This window comes from Bradyrhizobium sp. USDA 4506 (assembly GCF_054058795.1).
Genome location: NZ_JBSSBM010000002.1, coordinates 8,526,759 through 8,549,780 on the forward strand (window position 1 = coordinate 8,526,759; position 23,022 = coordinate 8,549,780).

General features: G+C 58.2%; 20 protein-coding genes. 10 read left to right on the forward strand and 10 right to left on the reverse strand.

Features of this window, described 5'->3' with window-relative positions:
* Window positions 1-62 precede the first annotated feature (62 nt).
* Both ACVIHF_RS42325 and ACVIHF_RS42330 read right to left on the reverse strand, forming a co-directional pair.
* On the reverse strand, window positions 63-806 hold the full coding sequence (locus ACVIHF_RS42325) for an OmpW/AlkL family protein (RefSeq protein ID WP_050383126.1): 744 nt from the start codon (window positions 804-806) through the stop codon (window positions 63-65).
* Between the two features lie 460 nt (window positions 807-1,266).
* A complete protein-coding gene (locus ACVIHF_RS42330) occupies window positions 1,267-1,674 on the reverse strand; it encodes an ArsC/Spx/MgsR family protein (protein WP_456793856.1) in 408 nt (135 codons plus the stop codon).
* 108 nt (window positions 1,675-1,782) lie between these two features.
* Between ACVIHF_RS42330 and ACVIHF_RS42335 the strand changes: the two genes are divergently transcribed.
* The 8 genes from ACVIHF_RS42335 (at window position 1,783) to ACVIHF_RS42370 (ending at window position 9,884) form a co-directional block, all read left to right on the forward strand.
* The gene (locus ACVIHF_RS42335) at window positions 1,783-2,010 is read left to right on the forward strand and encodes a hypothetical protein (protein ID WP_456793857.1); all 228 of its coding nucleotides are present in this window, start codon (window positions 1,783-1,785) and stop codon (window positions 2,008-2,010) included.
* A 305-nt stretch (window positions 2,011-2,315) separates the two neighbouring features.
* Entirely contained in the window at window positions 2,316-3,200 is an 885-nt protein-coding gene (nifH, locus tag ACVIHF_RS42340; RefSeq protein WP_310879918.1) for a nitrogenase iron protein, read from the forward strand.
* Between the two features lie 145 nt (window positions 3,201-3,345).
* The gene (locus ACVIHF_RS42345) at window positions 3,346-4,062 is read left to right on the forward strand and encodes a nitrogen fixation protein NifQ (RefSeq protein ID WP_456793858.1); all 717 of its coding nucleotides are present in this window, start codon (window positions 3,346-3,348) and stop codon (window positions 4,060-4,062) included.
* A gap of 373 nt (window positions 4,063-4,435) precedes the next feature.
* A complete protein-coding gene (gene nifV / locus ACVIHF_RS42350) occupies window positions 4,436-5,617 on the forward strand; it encodes a homocitrate synthase (protein WP_456793859.1) in 1,182 nt (393 codons plus the stop codon).
* A 196-nt stretch (window positions 5,618-5,813) separates the two neighbouring features.
* The gene (gene nifW, locus ACVIHF_RS42355; RefSeq protein ID WP_310879768.1) at window positions 5,814-6,155 is read left to right on the forward strand and encodes a nitrogenase stabilizing/protective protein NifW; all 342 of its coding nucleotides are present in this window, start codon (window positions 5,814-5,816) and stop codon (window positions 6,153-6,155) included.
* 961 nt (window positions 6,156-7,116) lie between these two features.
* Window positions 7,117-8,226, forward strand: a complete 1,110-nt coding sequence (locus ACVIHF_RS42360; RefSeq protein WP_456793860.1) for an electron transfer flavoprotein subunit alpha/FixB family protein — start codon at window positions 7,117-7,119, stop codon at window positions 8,224-8,226.
* A 13-nt stretch (window positions 8,227-8,239) separates the two neighbouring features.
* Window positions 8,240-9,547, forward strand: coding sequence for an FAD-dependent oxidoreductase (locus ACVIHF_RS42365; RefSeq protein ID WP_310885443.1), 1,308 nt, complete (start codon window positions 8,240-8,242; stop codon window positions 9,545-9,547).
* A gap of 40 nt (window positions 9,548-9,587) precedes the next feature.
* Window positions 9,588-9,884 carry a ferredoxin family protein gene (locus tag ACVIHF_RS42370; protein ID WP_456793861.1) on the forward strand — a complete coding sequence of 99 codons (297 nt, stop codon included), beginning with the start codon at window positions 9,588-9,590 and terminating at the stop codon, window positions 9,882-9,884.
* A 231-nt stretch (window positions 9,885-10,115) separates the two neighbouring features.
* On the opposite strand, the gene ACVIHF_RS42375 is transcribed toward ACVIHF_RS42370, so the two are convergent.
* The 6 genes from ACVIHF_RS42375 to ACVIHF_RS42400 form a co-directional block, all read right to left on the reverse strand.
* Complete coding sequence (locus ACVIHF_RS42375) at window positions 10,116-10,664, reverse strand: carboxymuconolactone decarboxylase family protein (RefSeq protein ID WP_456777520.1); 549 nt, start codon at window positions 10,662-10,664, stop codon at window positions 10,116-10,118.
* 6 nt (window positions 10,665-10,670) lie between these two features.
* On the reverse strand, window positions 10,671-11,225 hold the full coding sequence (locus tag ACVIHF_RS42380; RefSeq protein ID WP_310885441.1) for a peroxiredoxin: 555 nt from the start codon (window positions 11,223-11,225) through the stop codon (window positions 10,671-10,673).
* Between the two features lie 369 nt (window positions 11,226-11,594).
* Complete coding sequence (locus ACVIHF_RS42385; RefSeq protein WP_456793863.1) at window positions 11,595-12,272, reverse strand: DUF2478 domain-containing protein; 678 nt, start codon at window positions 12,270-12,272, stop codon at window positions 11,595-11,597.
* Window positions 12,273-12,288: 16 nt separating this feature from the next.
* Complete coding sequence (gene modC, locus ACVIHF_RS42390; protein ID WP_310885439.1) at window positions 12,289-13,452, reverse strand: molybdenum ABC transporter ATP-binding protein; 1,164 nt, start codon at window positions 13,450-13,452, stop codon at window positions 12,289-12,291.
* Between the two features lie 71 nt (window positions 13,453-13,523).
* On the reverse strand, window positions 13,524-13,970 hold the full coding sequence (locus tag ACVIHF_RS42395; RefSeq protein WP_456793864.1) for a hypothetical protein: 447 nt from the start codon (window positions 13,968-13,970) through the stop codon (window positions 13,524-13,526).
* 583 nt (window positions 13,971-14,553) lie between these two features.
* Window positions 14,554-14,790, reverse strand: coding sequence for a hypothetical protein (locus ACVIHF_RS42400; RefSeq protein WP_456793865.1), 237 nt, complete (start codon window positions 14,788-14,790; stop codon window positions 14,554-14,556).
* Between the two features lie 98 nt (window positions 14,791-14,888).
* Here ACVIHF_RS42400 and ACVIHF_RS42405 point away from each other — a divergent pair, with 98 nt between their 5' ends.
* Window positions 14,889-17,222, forward strand: coding sequence for a DPP IV N-terminal domain-containing protein (locus ACVIHF_RS42405; RefSeq protein WP_456794183.1), 2,334 nt, complete (start codon window positions 14,889-14,891; stop codon window positions 17,220-17,222).
* A 273-nt stretch (window positions 17,223-17,495) separates the two neighbouring features.
* On the opposite strand, the gene ACVIHF_RS42410 is transcribed toward ACVIHF_RS42405, so the two are convergent.
* Window positions 17,496-18,566: a cytochrome-c peroxidase gene (locus ACVIHF_RS42410; protein WP_456793866.1), complete on the reverse strand. Its 1,071-nt coding sequence runs from the start codon at window positions 18,564-18,566 to the stop codon at window positions 17,496-17,498.
* Between the two features lie 1,338 nt (window positions 18,567-19,904).
* Window positions 19,905-20,261 carry a hypothetical protein gene (locus ACVIHF_RS42415; RefSeq protein WP_456793867.1) on the reverse strand — a complete coding sequence of 119 codons (357 nt, stop codon included), beginning with the start codon at window positions 20,259-20,261 and terminating at the stop codon, window positions 19,905-19,907.
* A gap of 1,015 nt (window positions 20,262-21,276) precedes the next feature.
* On the opposite strand from ACVIHF_RS42415, the gene ACVIHF_RS42420 reads away from it, so the two are divergent.
* On the forward strand, window positions 21,277-22,953 hold the full coding sequence (locus ACVIHF_RS42420) for a hypothetical protein (protein ID WP_456793868.1): 1,677 nt from the start codon (window positions 21,277-21,279) through the stop codon (window positions 22,951-22,953).
* The last annotated feature ends 69 nt before the right edge of the window (window positions 22,954-23,022 follow it).

Sequence of the window (23,022 nt, forward strand, 5' to 3'; positions counted from 1 at the left end):
CGGGGGGAGACGCACCCGACGATTCGGCGCGTCCGAAAGTTCACTGAAGCGTGTGTCTAGCTTCAGAACTTGTAGGTGACGCCGCCGCTGACAAGCCATGGGTCGATATTGGCGCGCCCGGTGACGGCGATCGCATTGTTTACGGTCGCCGTATAATCCGGCCGCAACCACAACTTCTTCACGTCGAAGTTGAGGCCCCAATGGCGGTCAAGCATGTAATCGAAGCCGAATTGGACCGCAGCGCCGAACTGGTTGCCGATGTGCAAATCCGTCACCGCAAGGCCGGCGAGCGACGTATTGGCTGCCGATTGCTTGAAGAATACGGTGTAGTTGATGCCCGCGCCGATGTAGGGCTTGAACGGGCCGAAATCGGTGAAGTGATATTGCAGTGTCAGTGTTGGCGGCAACAGCCAAGCTTTGCCGATATCCAGGCCATTTAGCGTGCCGGTGCCGCTGATGTGATGGCGGGTCACGCCGAGAATGAGTTCGGCGGCAACGTTGTTTGTGAAGAAATAGGTGATATCGAGCTCCGGTACCGCTTGGTCGCTGATCGATAGGCCGGAAGCGGGCGAGGACAGCAGCGGCGCCCCGGCGACATTGACGGAGCTGCCTGCGGTATCCGGCAAAACGCCCAGCACGCGCAGGCGGATCATCCAGGGATTGAAGGGTTCGATTTGAGGTGCTTTGTAGTAGATCGGGGCCCGCGCCAGGTCCGCGGCCTGTACCGAGATGCTGGCCAACGGACACGTGAGCGCAAGCAGCGATGCCGTCGTCAGAATTGTTTTTGTCCTCATCGAATTCTCCATTCCAAAGTTCGCGCGAAAAGTCTCGCGAGATCTCTGTCACACATGGAGGACGGCGAAAGATTTGATGCTGATCAAATGGCGAGACGGCTAGCGCAATTATGCAGCCACGTTGCATAAGGATCACGAAGCGTCGCGGTTCCGTGCGGATCGTTATACAGTTCAATGTTCTGTCTGAGCCGAATCGCTTCAATAAGCCGTGTCTCGGCCTGAAGGTCCGACCAAACGCAGGCTGCAGGAATCATGCGCAATAAACGCGGTCGAACTGAGCGGTGTCATATATCGCTGGCGACGGAAAGGTCATATTCAAACCGAGCAAATCTGAGCGCCGGTGGTTACGAAGAGCCACGTACGTCGGCGTTCTCAGCGAACTGCCGTCGGTCATCCTGAAAAGCCGGAAGTGGGAGGGGCGTTGTTCGCATTGGTTGGCGGCATGGTATTACGATCGATCGCATCCTCACATCTACGGACAGTGCTTGCTCTTCTGTTCCTGGTAGCATCCCTCAAGGCCATCTGGCGTGTCCCGGCCAAGCAGCGACAGCACAGATTCATGATCAAATCCGGCGCATCTAGCGCCATCGACGTTGATCAGCGGTCGCCTGATCAGGAGTGGATCTGCAAGCATCAACGCGAGTGCACTCGCTGCGTCGACTGCGTCAGGATTGACTTCGCCCGACTTGATACGAGGTGCGGCTCGGTTGAACCAGGATGCGATCGGCATATTGTTGAAGAAGCGTCGCAATTGCTCCGCAGCCCACTGCTCCTTCAATATATCCTTGGCTATCACATCATGGCCAGCGGCCTTCAGCGCCAGCATCTGACGCGCATTGGTTACGCAGCCGGGCTTCTGATAAAAGAGGATTGTCGCCATGGTATACCTGTGTCGGTAAGCTGAGCTGAACGATCGACGCGGAGCTGGGCCTCATTTAGCTTCGACCTGCAGGGCCCTTGTAAGGCGCTTCTTGCTGCCTTTAAGCTCATGCGCACCGATCTGATCAGCTGGATCAATCGGGAGGTCAGCCGCACAATTGATCTCGTCATCCTCGACCACGAACCCCATCGCCGGCCACTTGCCTTAGAGGATCTGACCTCGACCTGCATATTGCTCTCCGCAGATTGCCGCCACTGGCTTGCAAGAAGAGGAGCAAGTCCCGTTCCAGTTGAGGAAATCGAACCAGATCATGCCAAACCGGCGTTTTCCGGTTGATGGGTGTGGCCGTTGTTCGTTTTCTGACAGCCGCGCAGATCCTGTCCGGTGCAAACCTCCCTGGGGTAGCTCAGCGGCTCGTTGGCTTTTTAGAGCGTAATCAGAAGCTTAATAAGCGCGGACAGTGTTGGCATGGCGATTGCTGTTGAGTTGCAGCAACACTGAGTGAGGGCTGGGTGCACGCCGACGCGTAAGACGAGCGATGCGCTCCTTCCCTTGAACCCGTGTGCCCCGTTTCTGAGAGAGAAACAAGCTCGCGTGTCGGAAGCACGCAACTTTTGGCAAATCGGTTGATGGAGAACAACATGTCTTCACTGAGACAAATCGCGTTCTACGGAAAGGGCGGCATCGGCAAGTCGACCACTTCCCAGAATACGTTGGCGGCACTGGCCGAGATGGGCCAGAAAATCCTGATCGTGGGATGCGATCCTAAGGCGGACTCGACGCGCCTCATCCTGCACGCGAAGGCGCAGGACACGATTTTGAGCCTTGCAGCGAGCGCTGGCAGCGTGGAAGACCTCGAACTCGAGGACGTGATGAAGGTCGGCTACAAGGACATCCGCTGCGTGGAGTCCGGTGGTCCTGAGCCGGGTGTCGGCTGCGCCGGCCGCGGCGTCATCACCTCGATCAATTTCCTGGAGGAGAACGGCGCCTATGAGAACATTGACTATGTCTCATATGACGTGCTCGGCGACGTCGTTTGCGGTGGCTTTGCGATGCCGATCCGGGAAAACAAGGCGCAGGAGATCTATATCGTGATGTCTGGAGAAATGATGGCAATGTATGCCGCAAACAATATCTCCAAAGGTATCCTGAAATACGCCAACTCTGGCGGCGTGCGGCTGGGCGGCCTGATCTGCAACGAGCGGCAGACCGATAAGGAGCTGGAGCTGGCGGAGGCGCTGGCCAAGAAGTTAGGTACTCAGCTGATCTACTTCGTGCCGCGCGACAATGTGGTGCAGCATGCCGAGCTACGGCGCATGACGGTGCTGGAGTATGCGCCTGAGTCGCAGCAGGCCGATCACTATCGCAATCTTGCGACCAAGGTTCACAACAATGGCGGCAAAGGCATCATTCCGACTCCGATCTCCATGGATGAGCTCGAGGACATGCTGATGGAGCATGGCATTATGAAGCCCGTCGACGAATCCATCGTCGGCAAGACCGCCGCCGAACTCGCGGCCTCGTAAAGGTCGCGGGTCGCGGCCTTGTGAAGGCGCGCGACGGATGCCGGTCTCCCTCACCCCCCATCCGGGGAGACCGGCATTCTGACGATTATCTGACCAGCCAGAGTGGAGCTGGGCAAACGTGACCGCTATGGGAACCCAAAACATCATGACAGGAGCGCACTTCCTTCCGCTTATGGCTTCTTGCGCCGTCGAGGCGAGCAGCAAGGTGCAAAGAGGAATTGCGACCTACCGAGCGCTCACTGGCGTGCCTCCTGAAGAGGCCGACATTGCGACCGACAGCAATTTCGATTGCCATGTCCTGGCGTCAATCCTGGCGGCCGCCTCGATGGATGGTGGCCCGCTTCCCGAGAAGGCCGGCCTGTCCGGCCACCAGCTGTCGACCCTGCTGGCGCAGCAATTTCCATCGGTTGAGGTCGATATCTCGGAGCAGCTCCTGGCGTCTAAGTGCGATGAGAATGACGAGATCGCGATGGTGCGCGATCTTTTGCTCAAGCAACGCTCGACGAACGGGCATATCGGCGGCTGGCTAGCCGCGATGATCGCGCGCCGCGCCATAGAGCCAGATCACCTGTGGGAAGATCTCGGATTACGCAATCGTGGCGAACTCTCTCGGCTGCTAAGCCGCCACTTCTCGCCGCTCGCCGCGCGCAATATCAACAATATGCGCTGGAAGCGCTTCTTCTACCGCTCGCTGTGCGAGGACGAAGGCCTCGTCATGTGCACAACGCCCGTGTGCACGCAATGTGACGACTTCAATCTCTGTTTCGGCGAAGAGGGCGGCGAGAGCCGGATGGCCGAGCGCCGCCGCGACCTTCTGTTGCAGGCGGCTCGCCCGGACGTCAGCGGCGACTGGCCCATTTGAGTTGTCACAAGGATCCTCGATCTCACAGTCCATCTGAGAACGCCTCATGGGCTTTGGCCACTCCGCAGGAGTTGAGGGGCGCGGCTAACGCTGTTTCGATGCGAGAGCGACGATGGGCCCAAGGCGGTTCCAAGCCACAAACAATTCCTGCATCACGGCGTGCCGCAACCGGGTTAACGTTCGAGCTCAGCGTGGCAAGAGGCAAGGTGAGGCGTCCGCTTCCTAAACCTGTCGCGTTTGCGACAAATCATTTGCGAAGTACGCTGGCCGAGGAAGAGAGCTCCGTGTTTTCAATGGGTTGCCAGGGATGGCGGGCTGGCACGCGGGTTGCTGAAGCGTAGGTGGGTCAAAAAATATATGGAGCCTTTTCGTGATGGCCGCCACCACCAAACAGTCTTGGCATGAGCAAGCGCGCGCCAAGCCAACTGTGCTCAATGACACGACATTGCGGGACGGCGAGCAGGCGCCCGGCGTTGCGTTCACCACAGAAGAAAAGCTGGCGATCGCGCAGGCGCTGGCCCGGGCCGGCGTGACGGAGATCGAGGCGGGAACGCCCGCGATGGGCAAGGAGGAGATCGCCGCCATCCGCGCTGTCGTCAATGCAGAGCTTCCACTGACCACCATAGGCTGGTGCCGGATGCGGGAAGCAGACATCGACGCGGCGATCGAAGCGAAGGTGTCCATGGTCAATATATCGATCCCGAGTTCCGATGTGCAGATCGCGGCCAAGCTTGGCGGTCGTCGCGACCTGGCGCTGGAACAAGTGAAGCGAGTGGTAGATTATGCGCGCGAGCGGGGACTTGAGGTCGCCGTCGGCGGCGAGGACTCCTCCCGCGCCGATATCGATTTTCTCATTAGACTGATGGAAGCGGCAAGAGCGGCGGGCGCGCGTCGCTTTCGTATTGCCGATACGCTCAGTGTGCTCGACCCGGACACAACCTCTGCGCTGGTCGGAAGTTTGCGTGCGACCACGGATCTCGAACTCGAGTTTCATGGTCACGACGATCTCGGCCTGGCAACCGCCAATACGCTCTCTGCCATCAAGGCTGGCGCGAGCCACGCTTCGGTAACCGTTATCGGCCTCGGCGAACGGGCCGGAAATGCACCGCTCGAGGAAGTCGCGGTCGCGCTCAAGCAGCTCTATGGCTGCGAGACCGGCATCATACTGCCGGAACTCGAGAACGTCGCCGTGGTGGTTGCAGCCGCAGCCGCACGTGCGATTCCTCTGAACAAGGCCATCGTCGGAGAGCATGTGTTTACGCACGAATCGGGCATTCATGTGGATGGCCTTTTAAAGGATCAACGCACCTACCAGTCGCTTGATCCGGCTCTGCTTGGGCGCTGCAACAGTTTTGTGATCGGCAAGCATTCTGGGCTCTCGGCGATCACTGCGTTGCTCACTGAATTACAGCTCGTCGCCAGCGCCGATCAGGCCAGACAGATCCTGTCGCAAGTCCGCAAGCATGCCATCGAGCACAAGCTACCAGTCGAGCGCGAAGCAGTCGCGGCGATCTGGCGCGATGTGTGCGGATGCTTGGCGCCCCGCCGCGCGTGAAGAGGCCTGCCCAGCACCGTTTGTGCAGACCATTCTAAAGCCAGGCGCCGCGATGACGAGGTCTGTTAGCTGATCGGCGGCAACGATGACGGCCTGCCTCCGCCTGGAGGTGCGAGGTGTGGGGCTGCAACAGGATCACCGGGCACTGCCGCGTTTTCGCCGGATGTCCACAAGCAAATTCAAAAGGAGATTTTGGATGAGTAACTCGCACCCAGCAGCCGGTATCCTGGACCGGCTCAGCAAGGCCTCGTCGGCGGAAGAATTTTTTTCGCTGCTAGGCGTCGAGTACGATCCTGGGATCGTCAATGTCGCGCGCCTTCACATCCTAAGGCGCATGGGACAATATTTTGCCAAAGAGCAATTCGCTGGTGCCGCGGAGCCGGACATCAGAGCTCGTTGCAAAGCGATGCTGGAGCAGGCCTATGCCGACTTCGTGGCATCGTCTCCGCTCGACGAGCGAGTGTTCAAGGTTTTGAAGGATGCGACCACGGAGCATGACAAGCCGAAGGCTTTTGTCCCATTGAGCGAGCTGAAGTGATCTTGCGCTTCACCGCAGCGAGGTTTGTCCCAAGTGGCGTCGTGGCAGCCCCTCCTGCAGTCTTCCTCTTCATCCAGATCAACTCCCTACAGTTATCGTTCGAGCGGCGCTGTCGTATTCCCGACCCATGTTCGGACTGGTCATGTCGTGGGTATTAGCAACCATTCTAAGTGTCTTCCAACTCATTGCTTCCGCCGGCTTTTTCTTGGTTCTTGCAACTGGTACGACACTTGCTGTTGTGGTGCCGATCCCGTCATCGATGCCGACAAATGGTAGCCGTCCGAGATGAGACTTGAAGGAAAAGCTTTCACGTTACTTCTACTGCCTGCCGAGAGCCGCGGCATCATCTCTTGGCTCATGCTCACGCAGTGCCATCCGAATGCGATTGAAGCCGGTATCGAGCGCAAAATGGTGGTCAATGGGTAAGTCGTCCGTCCACGCTGCAGCCAGGGAAGGTATGCATCGCATCAAGCTGCTACCCGATTCTGCGCAGGTCCACATCTACCCCATGGCCGATACCAATATGGGCCTGGAGAAGTGGCCCATGTCGGCCCACGGGCGCTGCAGGCTGAACACGGATTGCATGACAGTGTGGTGGCAAGATAACCCTGGTCGTCACAGCCAATGTGGAGCGCTGGGTCGAAAGCGAGGTGTAGCTATTCCGCAGCAAGCGGAGCCGCGTACTCAAGCATGGAAAGGGCCAGACAGAGCGATCGACGCGGCCTGGTCGCCTCGCTGGCGCTTGTCGAATAGAGCGCGCAAGAAATCTGTGTCGGGGCGCACTCGGAACCTGACACGCCGGTACGTTCACCCCAGGCGACGTCTCTCGTTGCGCGATTGGGCCGCGCCGAGCAGGCGGGACCACCGAGCACCCGGCCACCGCTGATCAAAGGTGAACATAGCAACCGAAGTGGAAAATCCTGTGGCGCGGGCGCCCGTATTATTGAGGGGAACTTAAAGCATGAGCAATGTCACCAAAACGGCCGCGCCGCCGGCCGCCGGCCGCGCGGCGGCCAAAAAAGAGCTGCCGGAGCACTTTAAGGCATACAAGCATGTCTGGGTTTTCGTCGAGCAGGAGCGCGGCCAGGTGCATGCGGTTTCCTGGGAGCTCATGGGTGCGGGGCGCAGGCTTGCTGACAGGCTGAAGGTGAATCTCGCCGCGGTGGTTATCGGTCCGGAGGGGCAGCCGACGCGCAACGCCGCGCTGGAGTCATTTTGCTATGGGGCCGATCTGGCCTATCTCGTGAGCGATAATGTTCTGTCGAATTACCGCAACGAATCCTATACGAAAGCGCTAACCGAACTCGTCAACACCTACAAGCCTGAGATCCTGCTGTTAGGCGCGACGACACTCGGTCGCGATCTTGCAGGTTCGGTGGCGACCACCTTGTCGACGGGACTCACCGCCGACTGCACCGCCCTCGACGTCGACGCCGATGGTTCGCTTGCGGCGACGCGTCCGACCTTTGGCGGCTCGCTGCTGTGCACGATCTATACCTTGAACTATCGTCCGCAGATGGCAACCGTCCGCCCGCGCGTCATGCCGATGCCGGAGCGCATCGTACGCGATGCCGCTCGCATTATTATCCATCCGCTGGGCCTCGTTGAAGACGATATCGTCACGAAAGTGCTGACGTTCATTCCCGACCGAGATTCCGAAACGTCCAATCTAGCCTATGCCGATGTCGTGGTGGCCGGCGGCTTGGGACTGGGATCGCCCGAGAATTTTCGGTTGGTACGCGAACTGGCGGCTCTGCTTGGTGCCGAGTTTGGCTGCTCGCGTCCTCTGGTGCAAAAGGGGTGGGTGACGTCTGATCGGCAGATCGGCCAGACTGGCAAGACCATCCGGCCAAAGCTCTATATTGCGGCCGGCATTTCCGGCGCGATCCAGCACAGGGTCGGCGTGGAGGGCGCGGACCTGATCGTCGCCATCAATACCGACAAGAATGCGCCGATCTTCGACTTCGCCCACGTCGCGATCGTCAGTGATGCCATGCAGTTGCTCCCGTCGCTGACGGCAGCATTTCGCGCCAGGCTTTTGCCGAATTCGCGCGCCCGCATCGCGGTCTAGAGGAGATGATGTGATGATTGAAGAGAGATTCGATGCGATCGTTGTTGGAGCCGGTATGGCCGGCAACGCGGCGGCGTTGACGATGGCAAAGCGCGGCATGAAGGTGCTACAGCTCGAGCGAGGTGAATATCCCGGATCGAAGAATGTGCAGGGCGCAATTCTCTATGCCGACATGATGGAAAAGCTGATCCCCGAGTTTCGCGAGGAGGCTCCGCTGGAACGCCATCTGGTCGAACAGCGTTTCTGGATGATGGACGATCGCTCCCATGTCGGGATGCACTACCGCTCGGATGACTTCAACGAGGAGCGGCCCAACCGATACACAATCATACGCGCGCAGTTTGACAAATGGTTCTCCTCGAAGGTGCGGGAGGCCGGCGCGACCGTGCTGTGCGAGACCACAGTCACCGAACTCGTACGGGACGACCATGAGAGGATCGTCGGAGTTCGTACAGATCGCCGCGACGGCGAAATACACGCCGACGTCGTCGTGCTGGCCGAGGGTGTCAATGGCCTGCTCGGCACGCGAGCGGGTCTGCGCTCACGGCCAACGCCGGATAATGTTGCGCTCGCAGTGAAGGAAATGCACTTTCTGCCTCGCGAGACTATCGAGGCGCGGTTCAATCTCAAGGGCGACGAAGGCGTCGTGATCGAGGCGGCCGGTACCATTTCCCGCGGCATGACCGGAATGGGTTTCATCTATGCCAACAAGGAGTGCATTTCGCTCGGCATCGGCTGTCTCGTCGCCGATTTCCAGCGCACCGGCCAGACGCCCTACGGCATGCTCGACCATTTCAAGCAACATCCGTCCGTGGCGCCGCTGATCGCAGGTTCCGAAGTCAAGGAATATGCGGCGCATCTCATTCCAGAAGGCGGTTACAAAGCAATCCCGCAGCTCTACGGTGAGGGCTGGGTGGTGGTGGGGGACGCGGCACAGCTCAACAATGCCATTCATCGCGAAGGCTCCAATCTTGCCATGACCTCAGGCCGCATCGCGGCCGAAGCGATCGCCCAGGTGAAATCGCGCCGCGAGCTGATGTCCACGAAAAATCTGTCGCTCTACAAGAGGATGCTGGACGAGTCCTTCGTCATCAAAGACCTCAAGAAGTACAAAGACATGCCGACGCTGATGCACACTCATTCGCAAAACTTCTTTCTTACCTATCCGCAGCTCATCTCCAAGGCGCTGCAGAACTTTGTACGCGTCGATGGTACGCCGAAAGTTGAGAAGGAGAAGGCGACCCTGAAATCCTTCGTCAAGGCGCGTTCATGGACAGGTCTGTTCGGAGATGCGTGTCGTTTTGCTCGCGCCTGGCGCTGAGCGGCAACGGTGTGAAGTCCTGCAATTGGAAGGTCAAAACATGAATGTCGAGCCCTCAGTGCGCGTCGAAGACAAGCTGTACTACAACCGCTATCTTGTCGACGTCGGTCACCCTCACGTCACCGTGCGCGCGCACACGACGCCGTCGCCGCAGCTACTTGCGCTTTTGAAAGCCTGCCCTGCGCGATGCTACGAACTCAACGACAGTGGCCAAGTTGAGATAACCGTCGACGGCTGCATCGAGTGCGGCACCTGTCGCGTGATCGCTGAACCTACCGGCGACATCAAATGGAGCCATCCGCGCGGCGGGTACGGCGTGCTGTTCAAGTTTGGGTGAGAGTGCAACGAAGGGCCCGCGGTGTGATCGCCATGAAACGGTGGATCTCACTGCCGTTGTGGCGCATTCCGGCTCGTCTGCACGGAGGGTGAAGTTCGAACGAGCGCGCACCCGAGGGGACGCGCAGCAAGACAGCTTGAGGATACTACACGCGCTTGGGATTGGCGAAGGAATGATCGTAGCGCCATTGAGTGGCGCCACAACCGATGAAGATCGGACGGCGCAAAGAAATCAACCCGTCGCCTTCGAGGGGGCGAGCCCGGCGGCCTCGATCGCAACCGCCACTGATTGCACAATCGCAGCAAAGCGCACGGCAGTCTGGATCACTCCGGAACTGACGCCCTCAGCCCGCAGCGTCTTCTCGTGAGCGTCGACACAGGCACCGCAGCCGTTTATGGCCGAGACCGCCAAAGACCACAGCTCGAAGTCGGACTTGTCCACGCCGGGATTGCCGATCACGTTCATGCGCAGTCGTGGCGGCATGCTCTTGTATTCCGGGTTGGATACGAGGTGAACGAATCTGTAGTAGACGTTGTTCATGGCCATCACAGAGGCTGCGGATTTCGCTGCGGCAATCGCGGCAGGAGTCATCACGGCAGCGGCTGCCGCTTCGATCGCGGCAATCAGGGCTGCATTGCGAGTGGCAATCGCAGTCGCCAGCAGCAGGCCGTATTGTCGCTGCGGCGACAGCGTATCATCGCCCAGCAAGGACGCCAGGTTAAGCCTGACGTCCTTGGCGAAATCGGGGATCGTCTCATTCAACTGCTCAATTGACGACATGTTGCCTCACGCAACCTTCAGGGTTTCGCCGCCTACCTCGCGGTTGCAGGCACAGAGTTCGTCGGTTTGCAGCGCGTCCAGAACGCGGAGCGTGTCCTTGGGGCTGCGCCCGACATTGAGATTGGTCGCATAGACGTGTTGGATTGTGTTGTCTGGATCGACGATAAAGGTGTAGCGGTAGGCGACGCCCTCGGGCGAACGCACGCCAAGGCCATCGACTAAGGTCCCTTTGGTGTCGGCAAACTGCCAAATCGGTAGATTGTGCAGGTCCGCATGCGAACGTCGCCAGGCGAGCTTACAGAACTCATTGTCAGTCGAACCACCCAGTACAACAGCATCGCGATCGGCGAACTCCTTGGACAGGCGGCCGAACTCGGCGATCTCGGTCGGACAGACGAACGTGAAATCTTTGGGGTAGAAAAAGATGATCTTCCATTTCTCTGGAAAGCTTGTTTCGGTCAGCGTCTCGAATGCGCTGCGTCCTTCTTCTTCCTGCGCCTGAAAGCCGGGCTTCACGCCCGTGATTTCGAACGGCGGCAACTGACTTCCAATTCCGAGCATGCTGACCTCACAAGTTTGCTTTGCGTAAAGTTGTGCCATCACCGGGGAAGCAAGCGACATGCCATCCGTTCTCAAGATCGGATTGTCGCAATTAACCAGCGGCCTGGCTGCAGACACTGATCGTGAGGTCTGATGGCTCTTACATCCACCTCCAATCATGCTGACTGGATACGCAATGCTTGATCGCTTGGAACGTCGTGTGAGCGCCGCGTAAGTGCTGAGTGGGGCGCCGCAGTGTAAAAGTCGCAGCCAGATTCGTCGACCAGCGATTGATCCGCTGGTTGAGACGTCTAAGTGGCGATCGAGAATGGATCCTCCGCGTCCTCGCAGAGCATCACGGTAGCTCACGGTGTGACACGGCTGCCGAAGCTAAGGCTGTTTTCGTAGGAAACGAAGGTGTCCGACCGGCGATTGCTGTGTCGACGCTGGCGACATTCTCGCAGCCGTCATCAAGCTGTCCGGTATCATCGTCCCAAAATAGCCCCAGCTCGGGCTGAGGGCGTGGCGCCGCGCCAAGCGCGTGGCGACGTCGCACCACCATTTCTCTACGGCTTGGCGATCGCAATGTAACAGCGTGCCAACATCACCGGTAAAAGCTCTCCAGTCGGCAAGGCATTTTCTTGGAACCGCTGTCAGGAGCGGCACACCCCGAGTGATCGCGTCAACGAATTCAGCGCGCAGGCCGCGGCCGGCGGCTTCTTGTTTGGCGAATTTGCTGATCACGAGGAGATCGATCTTGTCGCGAAGCGCCTGGGAAACTACAACTGCGGCCTCGGCTAGTCCGTTTGGATCGAGCTTACAGGATGCCGCCCCGCTGCCGAGTGGCTGGGAAATCGAGATCTCTCGCCCTGTCGCAACGTCGACTGCGAGCATAACGTGCGTGCCGCCTGCATTCCTGAAGTGTCGCTGGACGAGGCCGCCGACGCGTACGTCATGCCGCGCGAGATCCTGGACAAAATCGGCAAGCAGCTTATCGGCGTCGTCTTCTGGCTGGTAGAGAATCGCTGCCACATCGGTCGGATCGATATTATCAAGCTTTTCGATCATGGTCGTGGTCCTATTTCTATTCGCTTCGCGTGTCCGCGCTCAGCTGTGAAAGACCTCCTACCGGTGTCGCGGGCGTTATGAGTAATCGCTCGGGGGGCGAGACCGGCAAGGCTCGCGCGACCTCGGCGAATACGTCCATTCCGTTACTGAGCCTTAGCGCATCAAAGGAGCGGCGTGTGATGCGGGCCAAAAGCGGCACGCCCGAGCGGCCAGTTTCGAGCGCCAGAACCAGCGTGATCTCAGCTTCGTCGAACGGCAGGGAGGCTTTGATGCGTGCCGGAAAGACATTCAGGAAGGAGCTTGCGCGCGGAGCTTCGCGCACGATGCTGACGTCGGCAGCTGCGATGCGCAGCCGTAGCTGCGCGCCAGGTTTGAGCGGCGGCCCAGGTATCAACAGACGCGCGCCTCTGAGGCGGACGATGACCAGTCCATAGCGCCCGTCATAGCCGCCGACCACGGTATCAACGCAAACGGCCGCTTCGCCCCGCGCTGCAAGCGCTGGATTGCTCTGAACGACGTGCAGCGGCCCGGAAGCAGTCACAATGCCATCTTTCATCATGACGAGATAATCGGCGAAGCGCTCGATGTCGGCCATGTCGTGGCAAACATAGATCATCGGCAACGTGAGCTCCTCACGCATGCGCTCGAGAAATGGCAGAACCTCGCGCTTGGCGGCACGGTCGAGCACAATGAGCGGGTCGTCCAGCAAAAGTAGCCGCGGTTGAGCTAGTAGCGCGCTACCTAGAGCAAGTCGCTGTCGCTCGACGCCAGAAAGATGTGACGGCGAACGGTCCAGCAATGGCGCCAAATCGAGCAACTGAACCACGCCATCAAAGTCGATCACTGTCGATGTCGATTTCGATGCGTTGTACAGAAGGGTGCGCTTGACAGACAAATGAGAAAAAAGAATCGGTCGCTGGAATACATATGCGACGGGACGCAGATGAGGCGGCCGAAACGTCGTTTCGTCCTGCCAAATTTCACCATCGATGCCGCAGAATCCACCCGGCAGACGTTGGACGCCGGCGATGCAGCGCGCGAGCGTGGTTTTGCCGCACCCTGGCGGACCGAAAATTGCCGTGACACCCTTGGCCGGCACGCTGAATCGCGCATCCAACGGGATGCTTGCGGGGGCGCCGTTGAAGGCGACTTCGATATAGCCCGGTTTTGCTTCTCTCACGAGCCCGCGCCTATGCTGTATCTTTCCATCAAATCACGACGAGAATGGCCGCAAAGGCGATGATCACCATGCTAGCGAAAATCCAGTCCGTTTTGCGCCAGCGCAGCGTTTCCGCCCCGAGGAGGCCAAAAAGGTGCCGCGGCAGCATTGCAGATCGACGGTGTTACGACGGCCGGCATCTTGAGCATCTCCCTGTCATCGAGGATCGTGGCGATCGAACGCTGCCGGAAGCGCTGACCGATCACACATGCAAGGCGGGCGTCCAGTATCGTGGAATCCTCAGCCGGCTTGGCCGGACGCAGTTTATCCGCCGGATGAACTGGCGTGGCTTGCGTCGTTTGGCTGTAGACGCGTCGGCTACCGCCAGGGCTTGATATCGCCTCGTGGTCGGCAATCGGCTCGAACGGCGCCACAGCGTTAGGGACCGATGTGAAGTGTTCGCGGACGCCGGGGTTCATGGCTTCTGCGACTTCAGGTGCAAGCAGCATCAAAGCCAGGTCAAATCGGATAAGCCTCATTGGGACTCCGAAGATGGTCCGCTGCGGCCGCTTTTTCTTGCGGCAGCTCCTTGTTCCTCACCCAGCAATCTGCGTGCCGGTTAATAGCATGGTGCACGGGGAGGCTTCGTTCATGGTGAAGTTCGTATGGGCCCCCACCCCGCGTGTGAATCGCCCCATCGTGTCGTCGAGTTCCAGACGTCCGCGTCGCGAACCGGCCATGCAGGATGGACGGGATGGAAGCTGAAGATGATACTGTCGGCTCTTGCGGCGAGAATGGGTTGGAGAGGCCACGACCGCGACATTCGCCCCTGATGCAGTGGTCGGCACTAGGAGTTGTCGTCGCAGACCAGAAAATCTCTCAGCGCGTTCATTTCGTCGGCGGACCCGCGGCCAACGTGTCGAGAGGAATCTAAGATAGATTGTTGCGGTTTGTATCCACGGCGCATCAGCTGAGTTATCGTCGTCGAATTGACCTGAGCATCGATCTATAGATCGGCTCAGTCCGGCGCTGCCCGGAGTCCCGGAGCTGCTTGTTTGAGTGGTTCGCCAAGGGGCGTGACAATAGCTACATCCGCAATGACATTCCGCGACGTCGTCTGCCTCAGGTGATCACGCGCAGCATGCCTGTTTTGCTCGGCCCCTGATGCGCGCCGTGTTTCAACGCCACCGATCTTGTTGCGCTGACGGCATCGTGGTCAAGAAAGCCGCGGGCTTGCGGATCAGTTTGTTGGCATAAATTCTGCTCACCACAAGCGGCGTGGAAGTGACGCGACAATGTCGGCGAATTGTTCGTCAGAGTACCATACGGCTCTGCCTCGAGGTTGAGTGCAAGTTTCATGTCGCTTAACGTGCAACAAAGGTCAGCCAAATGGCGAATTGCATACCGCGAAGTAATCTCAGATCGGTGTCGGCATGCAAGAGGAGAGGTTGATCATCATGTACAAAGTTGGTGCCCTAATGCTTGCACTGTTGGTTCAGCAGGAATGCAAAGCTGCGCACGGCCTGGTAGACGAGGTCGTGAATGCGCCGGTTGGGCGGTCCGATTACGAGCGGGCGCTCACGATTGAGAACCGATATAGCCGGCTTACTGTTAATGTTCCCGACGTGCCGTTCTGGCTCGGCGAGGGCGAGGCGTTCGTCTATCGGCGGACGACACAAGGCAAGCACCAGTTCATGCTGGTTGATGCCGACGAAGGCTCAAAGCAGCCGGCTTTTGATCAAGCCCGCCTCGCGGCGGCGCTGAGCAGGGCGAGCCACAAGAACTATAGGCCCGAGGATCTTCCGTTCGACCGTTTCGAGCTGGCCGACAAGGGTGGCAAGATTAGCTTCAATCTCGCGCATACGCATTGGAGTTGCGATCTTGTACGCTATGACTGCACAGGCAATGCCATGCACCCGGGCACATATCCGCAGAGCCCGTACGACGACACGCCGCCGGCAGAGAACGATCCGAACGAGACAAGCGCATCACCTGACGGCAAATGGCTGGCCTACATTAGAAACTACAATGTCTTCCTGCGCAGCCAGGACGACTTGCAGCACATCCCGTTGACCTGGGACGGGGCTGAAAGTGACTATTATGCTCTCTCGACGCTAAGATGGTCTCCAGCTTCAACTCACCTGGCCGTCTACCGAGTCCGTCCAGGCCGCCAACGGGAGGTCCATTACCTCGAATCATCGCCGGCGGACCAGCGTCAGCCCAGACATTCGACCATGGTGTATCCAAAACCGGGTGATACTCTGACGCTACTCCAGCCCGTGCTGTTTGAGGTCAGCAGCCGACGCGCGATCGCAATCGATAATGCAGCGTTCCGAAATCCTTACGGTCTTTCGGCGATCCAGTGGTGGAAGGACGGGCGGGGATTCACTTTCGAATACAATCAGCGCGGGCACCAGCTCTATCGCGTGGTGGAGGTCGACGGCGCCACGGGCCGAGCGCGCTCGCTGATTGATGAGGCAAGCAAGACCTTTGTCGACTACCAGCCATTGGTGATGAACCGGGTTAACACTGGAAAAACGTTCCGCTACGACGTCGATGATGGAAGGGAGATCATCTGGGCCTCGGAGCGTGACGGTTACGAGCACCTCTATCTGTTCAACGGCCGGACAGGCGAACTCAAGAACCAGATCACCAGAGGAGAGTGGGTGGTCCGTGCGGTGTATTGTGTCGACCCGATAAAGCGTCAGATCTGGTTTGGCGCCAGCGGCATGAACCCTGGCGAGGATCCCTATTTCGTCCATGCCTATCGCATTGACTTCGATGGAAAAGGACTCACGGCGCTGACGCCTGAGCCAGCCAATCACCACATCGAGTTCTCGCCCAGCGGTCGCTACTATGTCGACCTGTGGTCACGCATCGGCGTTCCGCCCCGTATGGTGTTGTACCGTGTCAGTGATAATGCCGAACTTATGCAGGTTGAGAGCGCCGACATTTCTGAGCTCGTTGCCGCTGGCTGGCAGCCACCGCTCAGCTTCCACGCCAAGGGGCGCGACGGCGATACGGACATATGGGGTGTCATTCACTTGCCGATCAATTTCGATCAGCGCAAAAGGTATCCCGTGGTGGAGCACATCTATGCAGGCCCCACTGGTTCCTTCGTTCCCAAGTCCTTCTCGGCTTCAATCGAGCCGCTCACACAACTCGGTTTTATCGTTGTTCAGATCGATGGAATGGGTACCAACCATCGCTCGCGCGCGTTCCACGACATTGCCTGGAAAAATCTGAAGGATGCCGGCGTTCCCGACCGGATCCTATGGCACAAGGCGGCGAGCGCGAAGTATTCCTGGTATGATATATCCAACGTCGGCATTTTTGGCACTTCCGCCGGTGGGCAGAACGCGGTGAGCGCGTTACTTTTCCATCCTGATTTCTATAGGGTCGCGGTCGCGAACAGCGGCTGCTACGATAACCGGCTAGACAAGATCTGGTGGAACGAACAATGGATGGGGTGGCCGGTCGGCATCGAATACTCGCAATCCTCCGCCATCGACAATGCCGACAAACTACAAGGTAAGCTGCTGCTCATAGTCGGCGAAATGGACCGCAACGTCGATCCGTCCGCCACGTTTCAGCTTGCTGATCGGCTCATCAAGGCGGGAAAATACTTCGATATGCTTTATGTGCCAGGCGCAGATCACGGAACACCGGGCAGTTATATACAGCTCAAGCTCCTGGAGTTCTTCGTCCGTAACATTCTCGAGCAGACACCGCCAAACTGGAACGCGGAATCAATCGAGCTGCCGAAGAGCAAACCAGGCCATGATGGCTGACGATCCATCGAGATCCACGCCCCGGGCCGTAGCGCTCCACGAACGCGTTCTCGAAATTGAGGAATGCTCGTTGCCTCGAGAGGCGGACGGGCTCAGGCAAGTATTGACTTCTGTGGCAGAAGCCGAGGAGCCAGCCGGAGGAACTCAGAGCCGGAGTTTGGACTGCAAGCTCGAGTCTGAAACGGTGCATTTTGACTTGGCTGCGGAAAGCTTGAGTCGCCGCGCCATTTTTCCTCGCAGTTGACGAGTGCTTGGCACCGTTAGGTGACAGTCCTATTTGTCCATAGAGGGCTTTGGCGTAGTATCGGTACGCGTGGGCAATATCGGATAATCAATCTTAGGCAGCTGGCCGGTAAGCGAATTTAGAAACGCGACGATGTCGTCTTTTTCTGTATCGTTCAGCTTCGCTCCGAGTTGTATCTCACTCATCACGCCAACAGCTTGCTTGAGGCTCCAAACTTGGCCCGAATGGAAGTAGGGAGGACGCAATGCGACGTTGCGCAACGGCGCGGAGCGGAAAACATACTCGTCGCCGGGCACCTTGGTGACGGCGAAGCGGCCCTTGTCGTCCCTCGGCAGCAGGCTTGCGGTTGGCCGTTCCATCACGCCGAACGGGAAGTAATCCTGGCCACCGACGTTGATACCATTGTGGCAGGATGAGCATCCCTTTTCTATGAATAGCTTTAATCCTGCTTTCTGCTGAGCACTGAGAGCATACGGATCGCCCTCGAGGTATTGATCGAAGGGAGCGGCGGGCGTGATCAAAGTTGCCTCGAAGGCCTCGATGGCCTTGGCGAAATTGTCAAAGGTAACGGGCGTCGCATCGTTAGGGAATGCCTTGCTGAACATGACGATATAGTCCGTCATTGAATTCAACGTGTTGAGAAGGCGAGCGGGCGTCGCGTTCATTTCCGCACTGGCTTGGACAGGGCCTGCAGCCTGCGCCTTGAGGTCAGCCGCGCGCCCATCCCAGAACTGCGCCACATTGAAGACCGCGTTATAGACCGTTGGCGCGCGACGTGAACCTAGCTGCCAGCGATGACCAACCGACTTCGGGCCGGCATCTACTCCACCGGTCCCAAGGTTGTGACATGTATTGCAGCTAATGACCCCGCTCGCCGATAGCCTCGGATCGAAGAACAGGGTCTTGCCGAGTGTGACTTTTTCGTGGGTGATAGGGTTGTCCTTGACCGCAGGAACGATAGAGGGGATCGGCTTGAAAATCTGCCTCGCCGCACTCATCAAATCATCATCGGCGCCTGCCGTTGACGAAGCCAGAATCCCAGCGGCCAGAACACATAACCTGCCTACGGTGTAAAGCTCTCGTACCGCTGATTTCCTCATCCCAGGCTTCGCCCTTTGTCATAATTCGTGCGCGAACAGGTGCGGGTCGCCGCTCGCCCGCCTGTCATCGGAATGAGTCCCCACAGTCAAGGACGAATGGCTTCTTTTCGGTATCTCGCCCAGATCTCATCCGGTATCGTTGTTGGTAGCAACCGCTGTGCCAGTAGAGAAGGTCTGGCTGTTGATGTGGTCTTCAATTTCAGCAACGGCAGCAGTCGGCTCGAACCCTTGGAATCAACCGACCGTCCCACACGCGACAATCAGCACCCTGAGAAGGCATTCCGGCCTACGATTTTGGCAGGTCGTAAAGCTGTCGGTCCCATGATTTGAGCGCGCAGGCTTGCGACCTAGGTCGGACGCCTATCAAAACGAGCAGCGTCGACGTAATTCGATCGCGTGATCGACGCGATGGAATCATGTGCCCTTGCGAAGCCTTCAACAATGTGTTGGCCCTCGCGTAGCCGGGCAGTTACCGGTCGGCGTTGGGTGATGTCTGACACGCGCTGCCGCCGGTGAAGTGTCTAGTTGTCGAGGAACTCTCCTTATTGTCTCCCGTCAAGATATGGATATGCCCTTCTTGGAGCGCATTGGTAATTGTTTGACGATCAAAGTGCTTGAATCGACCGTAGCGTCAGGTTGTAGGCAATGCGGGACCGGCCGCCTTTGCAGAAATGTCATGTTGGGAACTGACGTCGCGAATGTCACAAGACCTAAACACATTAGCTAACGTGGGCTGCAGCGCGCTGGAATGCAGCCATCCTGTGCTGTGCTTTGATCTTGACCGCAATGCCTGGCGCGCGATGCAACGATGATTCGGATGTCCCGCAACAACGACACCAAGTCCGCTCCTGCCAATGCGGCGACCCGCTTTGCCAGGCAGACGATACTCGCAAGGGCAAAAAAACAATAGTGAAGGGTATGCAGCTTAAGAGAGGTTTGTTGAGGCAAAGGCGACGGACGGGTTGGACTTACCCTGCGCTTTGCCATGTAACCGCCCTTGTTGCGATTGCGATCGCAGCCACAGGATTCGCTCGCGCGCGAGAACGAAGATCAGAAGAGATCTTGACGTCTTGCAGACCAGACGTGATGCGCTTCTGTGACCGATTTACAGGGCGTGGCGACGTGGACGCGGCCATGTTCTGTCTTAGGGACAATTTCAAGGGGTTGCGTGTCGAATGTCGCCGGGTGATGCCAACCGCGGCGGAGAGAAAGAGCGGATCAAAAAAACGAGGTGACAACAACGTTCCGGTCCTGGATCGAGACTGAGACACCGGACCAGAGCGCTTCTTAAGCAAGCCCCCTGATGATTGACCGCGCAGCCACGAGAAGCCGCTCGCATTAGCCGCCGATCGAGCTCCCGACGGAGCCGGTTGATGCCGTTGAGGCGTTCTCAACAAGCGCTTCGGTGGATTCACTTAAACCGATCGGATTGCTTTCGGACGATTTCACTCCAGAACTCAAGACCAGAGGAAATGCGGTCGTCAAGAGCCGTTCGAAGGCGGAAAGCTGTTCAAGGAGGCGCTTCTCAACGGCCACACTCTCCTCGCGAGGTAATTCCGTCGTAAGCAACCTGCGACAGCGCCAGATCTCGTTTCGCACCCATCTGATTTCACTTAATTTATCATCAATCGAAGTCATCACAGATGCAGGTTTACTTGGACATTGGAAGTAGAACCAACGCGTACGCGTCAGCACTGAGACGCTCCATCCGCATTCATGCCGATGGAGTTACGCGTGATAACACGCCATTCGTCACCATTGCCTGGCGGATTTGGCAAGCGGTTCAATGTATTCAAGACTGTCATCAACACATATCACCTTACGCTGGGCGTGCGACCGGAATTTGCTGCGAATCACCGCGGTTTTTCGGCGCTGCGATCGTGTGAGTTGCGTAATTCCTGCGCTCCACAGGGTTGATCGGCGTCGAACTCACAGCAGTAGTTCACGAGGGGAAACGTAGCGATGTTGACTCCAGCAGCATGGGTACGACCGTCGCGGCTTCATTGCGCTCGCCGTCCCCGGCGGTGATCAGTGTCGCGCTTGCCGCCGGACAATCACAATCGTTTCTCAATGGGCATGTCTACGAGTAGGGTTGTCGCGCTCACCAGCATCATGGAAATGGCCAGGCGGCAAGATAAGACGAGCTTACCGCGAGATCCTGCGCGTGGAAGCGCAGGAGCGGGCTTGGGACCTCAGGGGGTAAATGTCATTCGAAGTCGTGTCGAACTGAATAAGGGCTGCGATCGTCACCTTGATTGTCGTCTGTGCAAGGTCCACGCCACGATACCCATTTAATAGCTTGAACCCCACGCTGCGTCAGGTTGTAGTCTCGTAAAGACAAAGGCAGTTCAATATGTTCGGGCAGAGGTGGCTTCCTAATTGCCGATGTTGTCGCTTGCGGGCCATTGGCAAGAAAACAATTGGCATCCATCGGCGCGGGCGATGCCGTGCTGGCCGTTGTCAATCGCCCTGCTACGGCTGGAATCGTGATGTGTCATGAGGTAATGGAATGATGCGCGCAGTAGAATGTCGCTGACAAATTCTACAATCGCATTTCTTGCTGTGCAGCGAGGGCTCGCCAAGTGAGCAGCCCGGCTCTCGCAAGCAGGTGCTTCAACTGCAAGGCGGTTAATATTCAGCCGGGAGCGGTGACCGGTCGCATTGAGCTGGTGGCCGCACAAGGTGCTGCGGCGAAAGCTCGGAAGGTCCCATGTCTGCTCAAGCCAATCTGACGACGGCGCTAAGCGAGATCGATCGTGCTCGCGACATCGTTGAATTCTCAACCGTGGTGGTTGCGCGGGACAAACAGCTGCGCAAGACGGACCATCCGGTTTTTCTGCAAAAGGCAGCCCTTGAGTTTCAATCTAGATTCCTGCCGGGTTTCGAGGAAAGCGTCCGTGCCGGGAGATCGTGGGGCTATGCCACGACATGCAATGCGGTGAGCCGAAAGGCCGGAGGTCAGGCGGGCCGGGACGCTTGCGAGAGAATAGCGTCTCGCGTGTCGTTGCTTGACCATGGGTTGATTGGGAAAATTGGAATAAGAGCTCTTTCTATTTTTGCAGCATCATTCGGTCGGCACTCCAATAGAGCGGAATGTCGCAAAGGGGCGATCAGAATAGCTAAGTTTTGTCGTGAGGAAAGCAGGCCGCTTCAAGAATTGAACAATCTGAGCCTGGCGGCGCTGGTAAACGGCTTCAGCAAATGGCCGGAAGAGAAAGAGTTTCGCCAGGCCGCCGTTACAATCGCGGGCGATGTCATTCGGCGCGCGCGCCGTCATCACCAGCTCTCTGACTTTACACAGCAAGGATTGGTGAGCCTGGTCAACGGATTTAGCAAGTGGCCGGACGAGGCGGCCTCGCGCCAGGCCGCAGCCGCGCTTGCACTTGAAATTCTGCATCGTTCCGGCCGGCTCTGCGAGTTTCCTCAGCAGGGATTGGCCATCCTGGTGAACGGTTTCAGCAAGTGGCCGGAAGAGCTGGCCTGTGGTCAAGTCACGATTGCGATCGCAAGCGAAGTTCTTGAACGGGTCGCCCGGTTTCATGAGTATAGCGAGCAGGATCTAGCAAATTTGGTGAATGGCTTCAGTAAATGGCCAGATGATGCGGTCTCTCGTCAAGCCACAGTCGCGATCGCAAGTGAGCTCCTGCGCCGTGCTGACCAACTTCCTCATTACAGCCAGCAGGGACTAGCGAATCTGGTGAACGGGTTTTGCAAATGGCCTGACGATGCGACCTGCCGTAAGGCTACAGTCGCGATCGCTGGGGAGGTACTTTGGCGTGCTGATCAGCTCCCCGATCTTACTCAGCAGGGCTTGGCAAACCTGGTGAATGGTTTTAGCAAGTGGCCGGAAGAGCCGGCGTTTCGCCGAGCAGCGGTTTCACTCGCTCGTGAGGTTCTACGCCGTGCCACTCAGCTCTGCGATTTTTCTCAGCAGGGACTCGCGAACTTAGTGAACGGCTTCAGCAATTGGCCGGAGGAGCTGCCGTGTGGTCAAGTGACCGTGGTGCTCGCGGGCGAGGTCCTTCGTCGTGCCGGCCGCAAGTCGGGACTCTCAGACTTCACTGTCCAGGACCTCAGGGGCTTGGTGATCGGTTTCAACAGGTGGCCGCAGGAGAGCGCGGCTCGGCAAGCCACGGTCGCGATCGTTAATGAGGTCCTGGGCCGCGGTGTCCGGTTCTTTGACTTTACCAAGCCAGAATCGGAGAGTCTGTTGGATGACTTCAGCAGATGGCCGCAAGGCGCAACGGGCCATGAGGCGATAGCGAAGATCATCGGGGAACTGCAACTCATACAAAGTGAAGCTATCCAGCCTCGTACGGGGGAGAAGTGGTTCCACCAGACGAGGCAATCGACCAAATCTCTTCCTAGCGGTGTTCAACGCGCATGATGCGGCGACGTCGCAATGCGACAATCCCACGCAGCGATGCCCTCGTGATGCCGTCGGCGGCGTCTACAG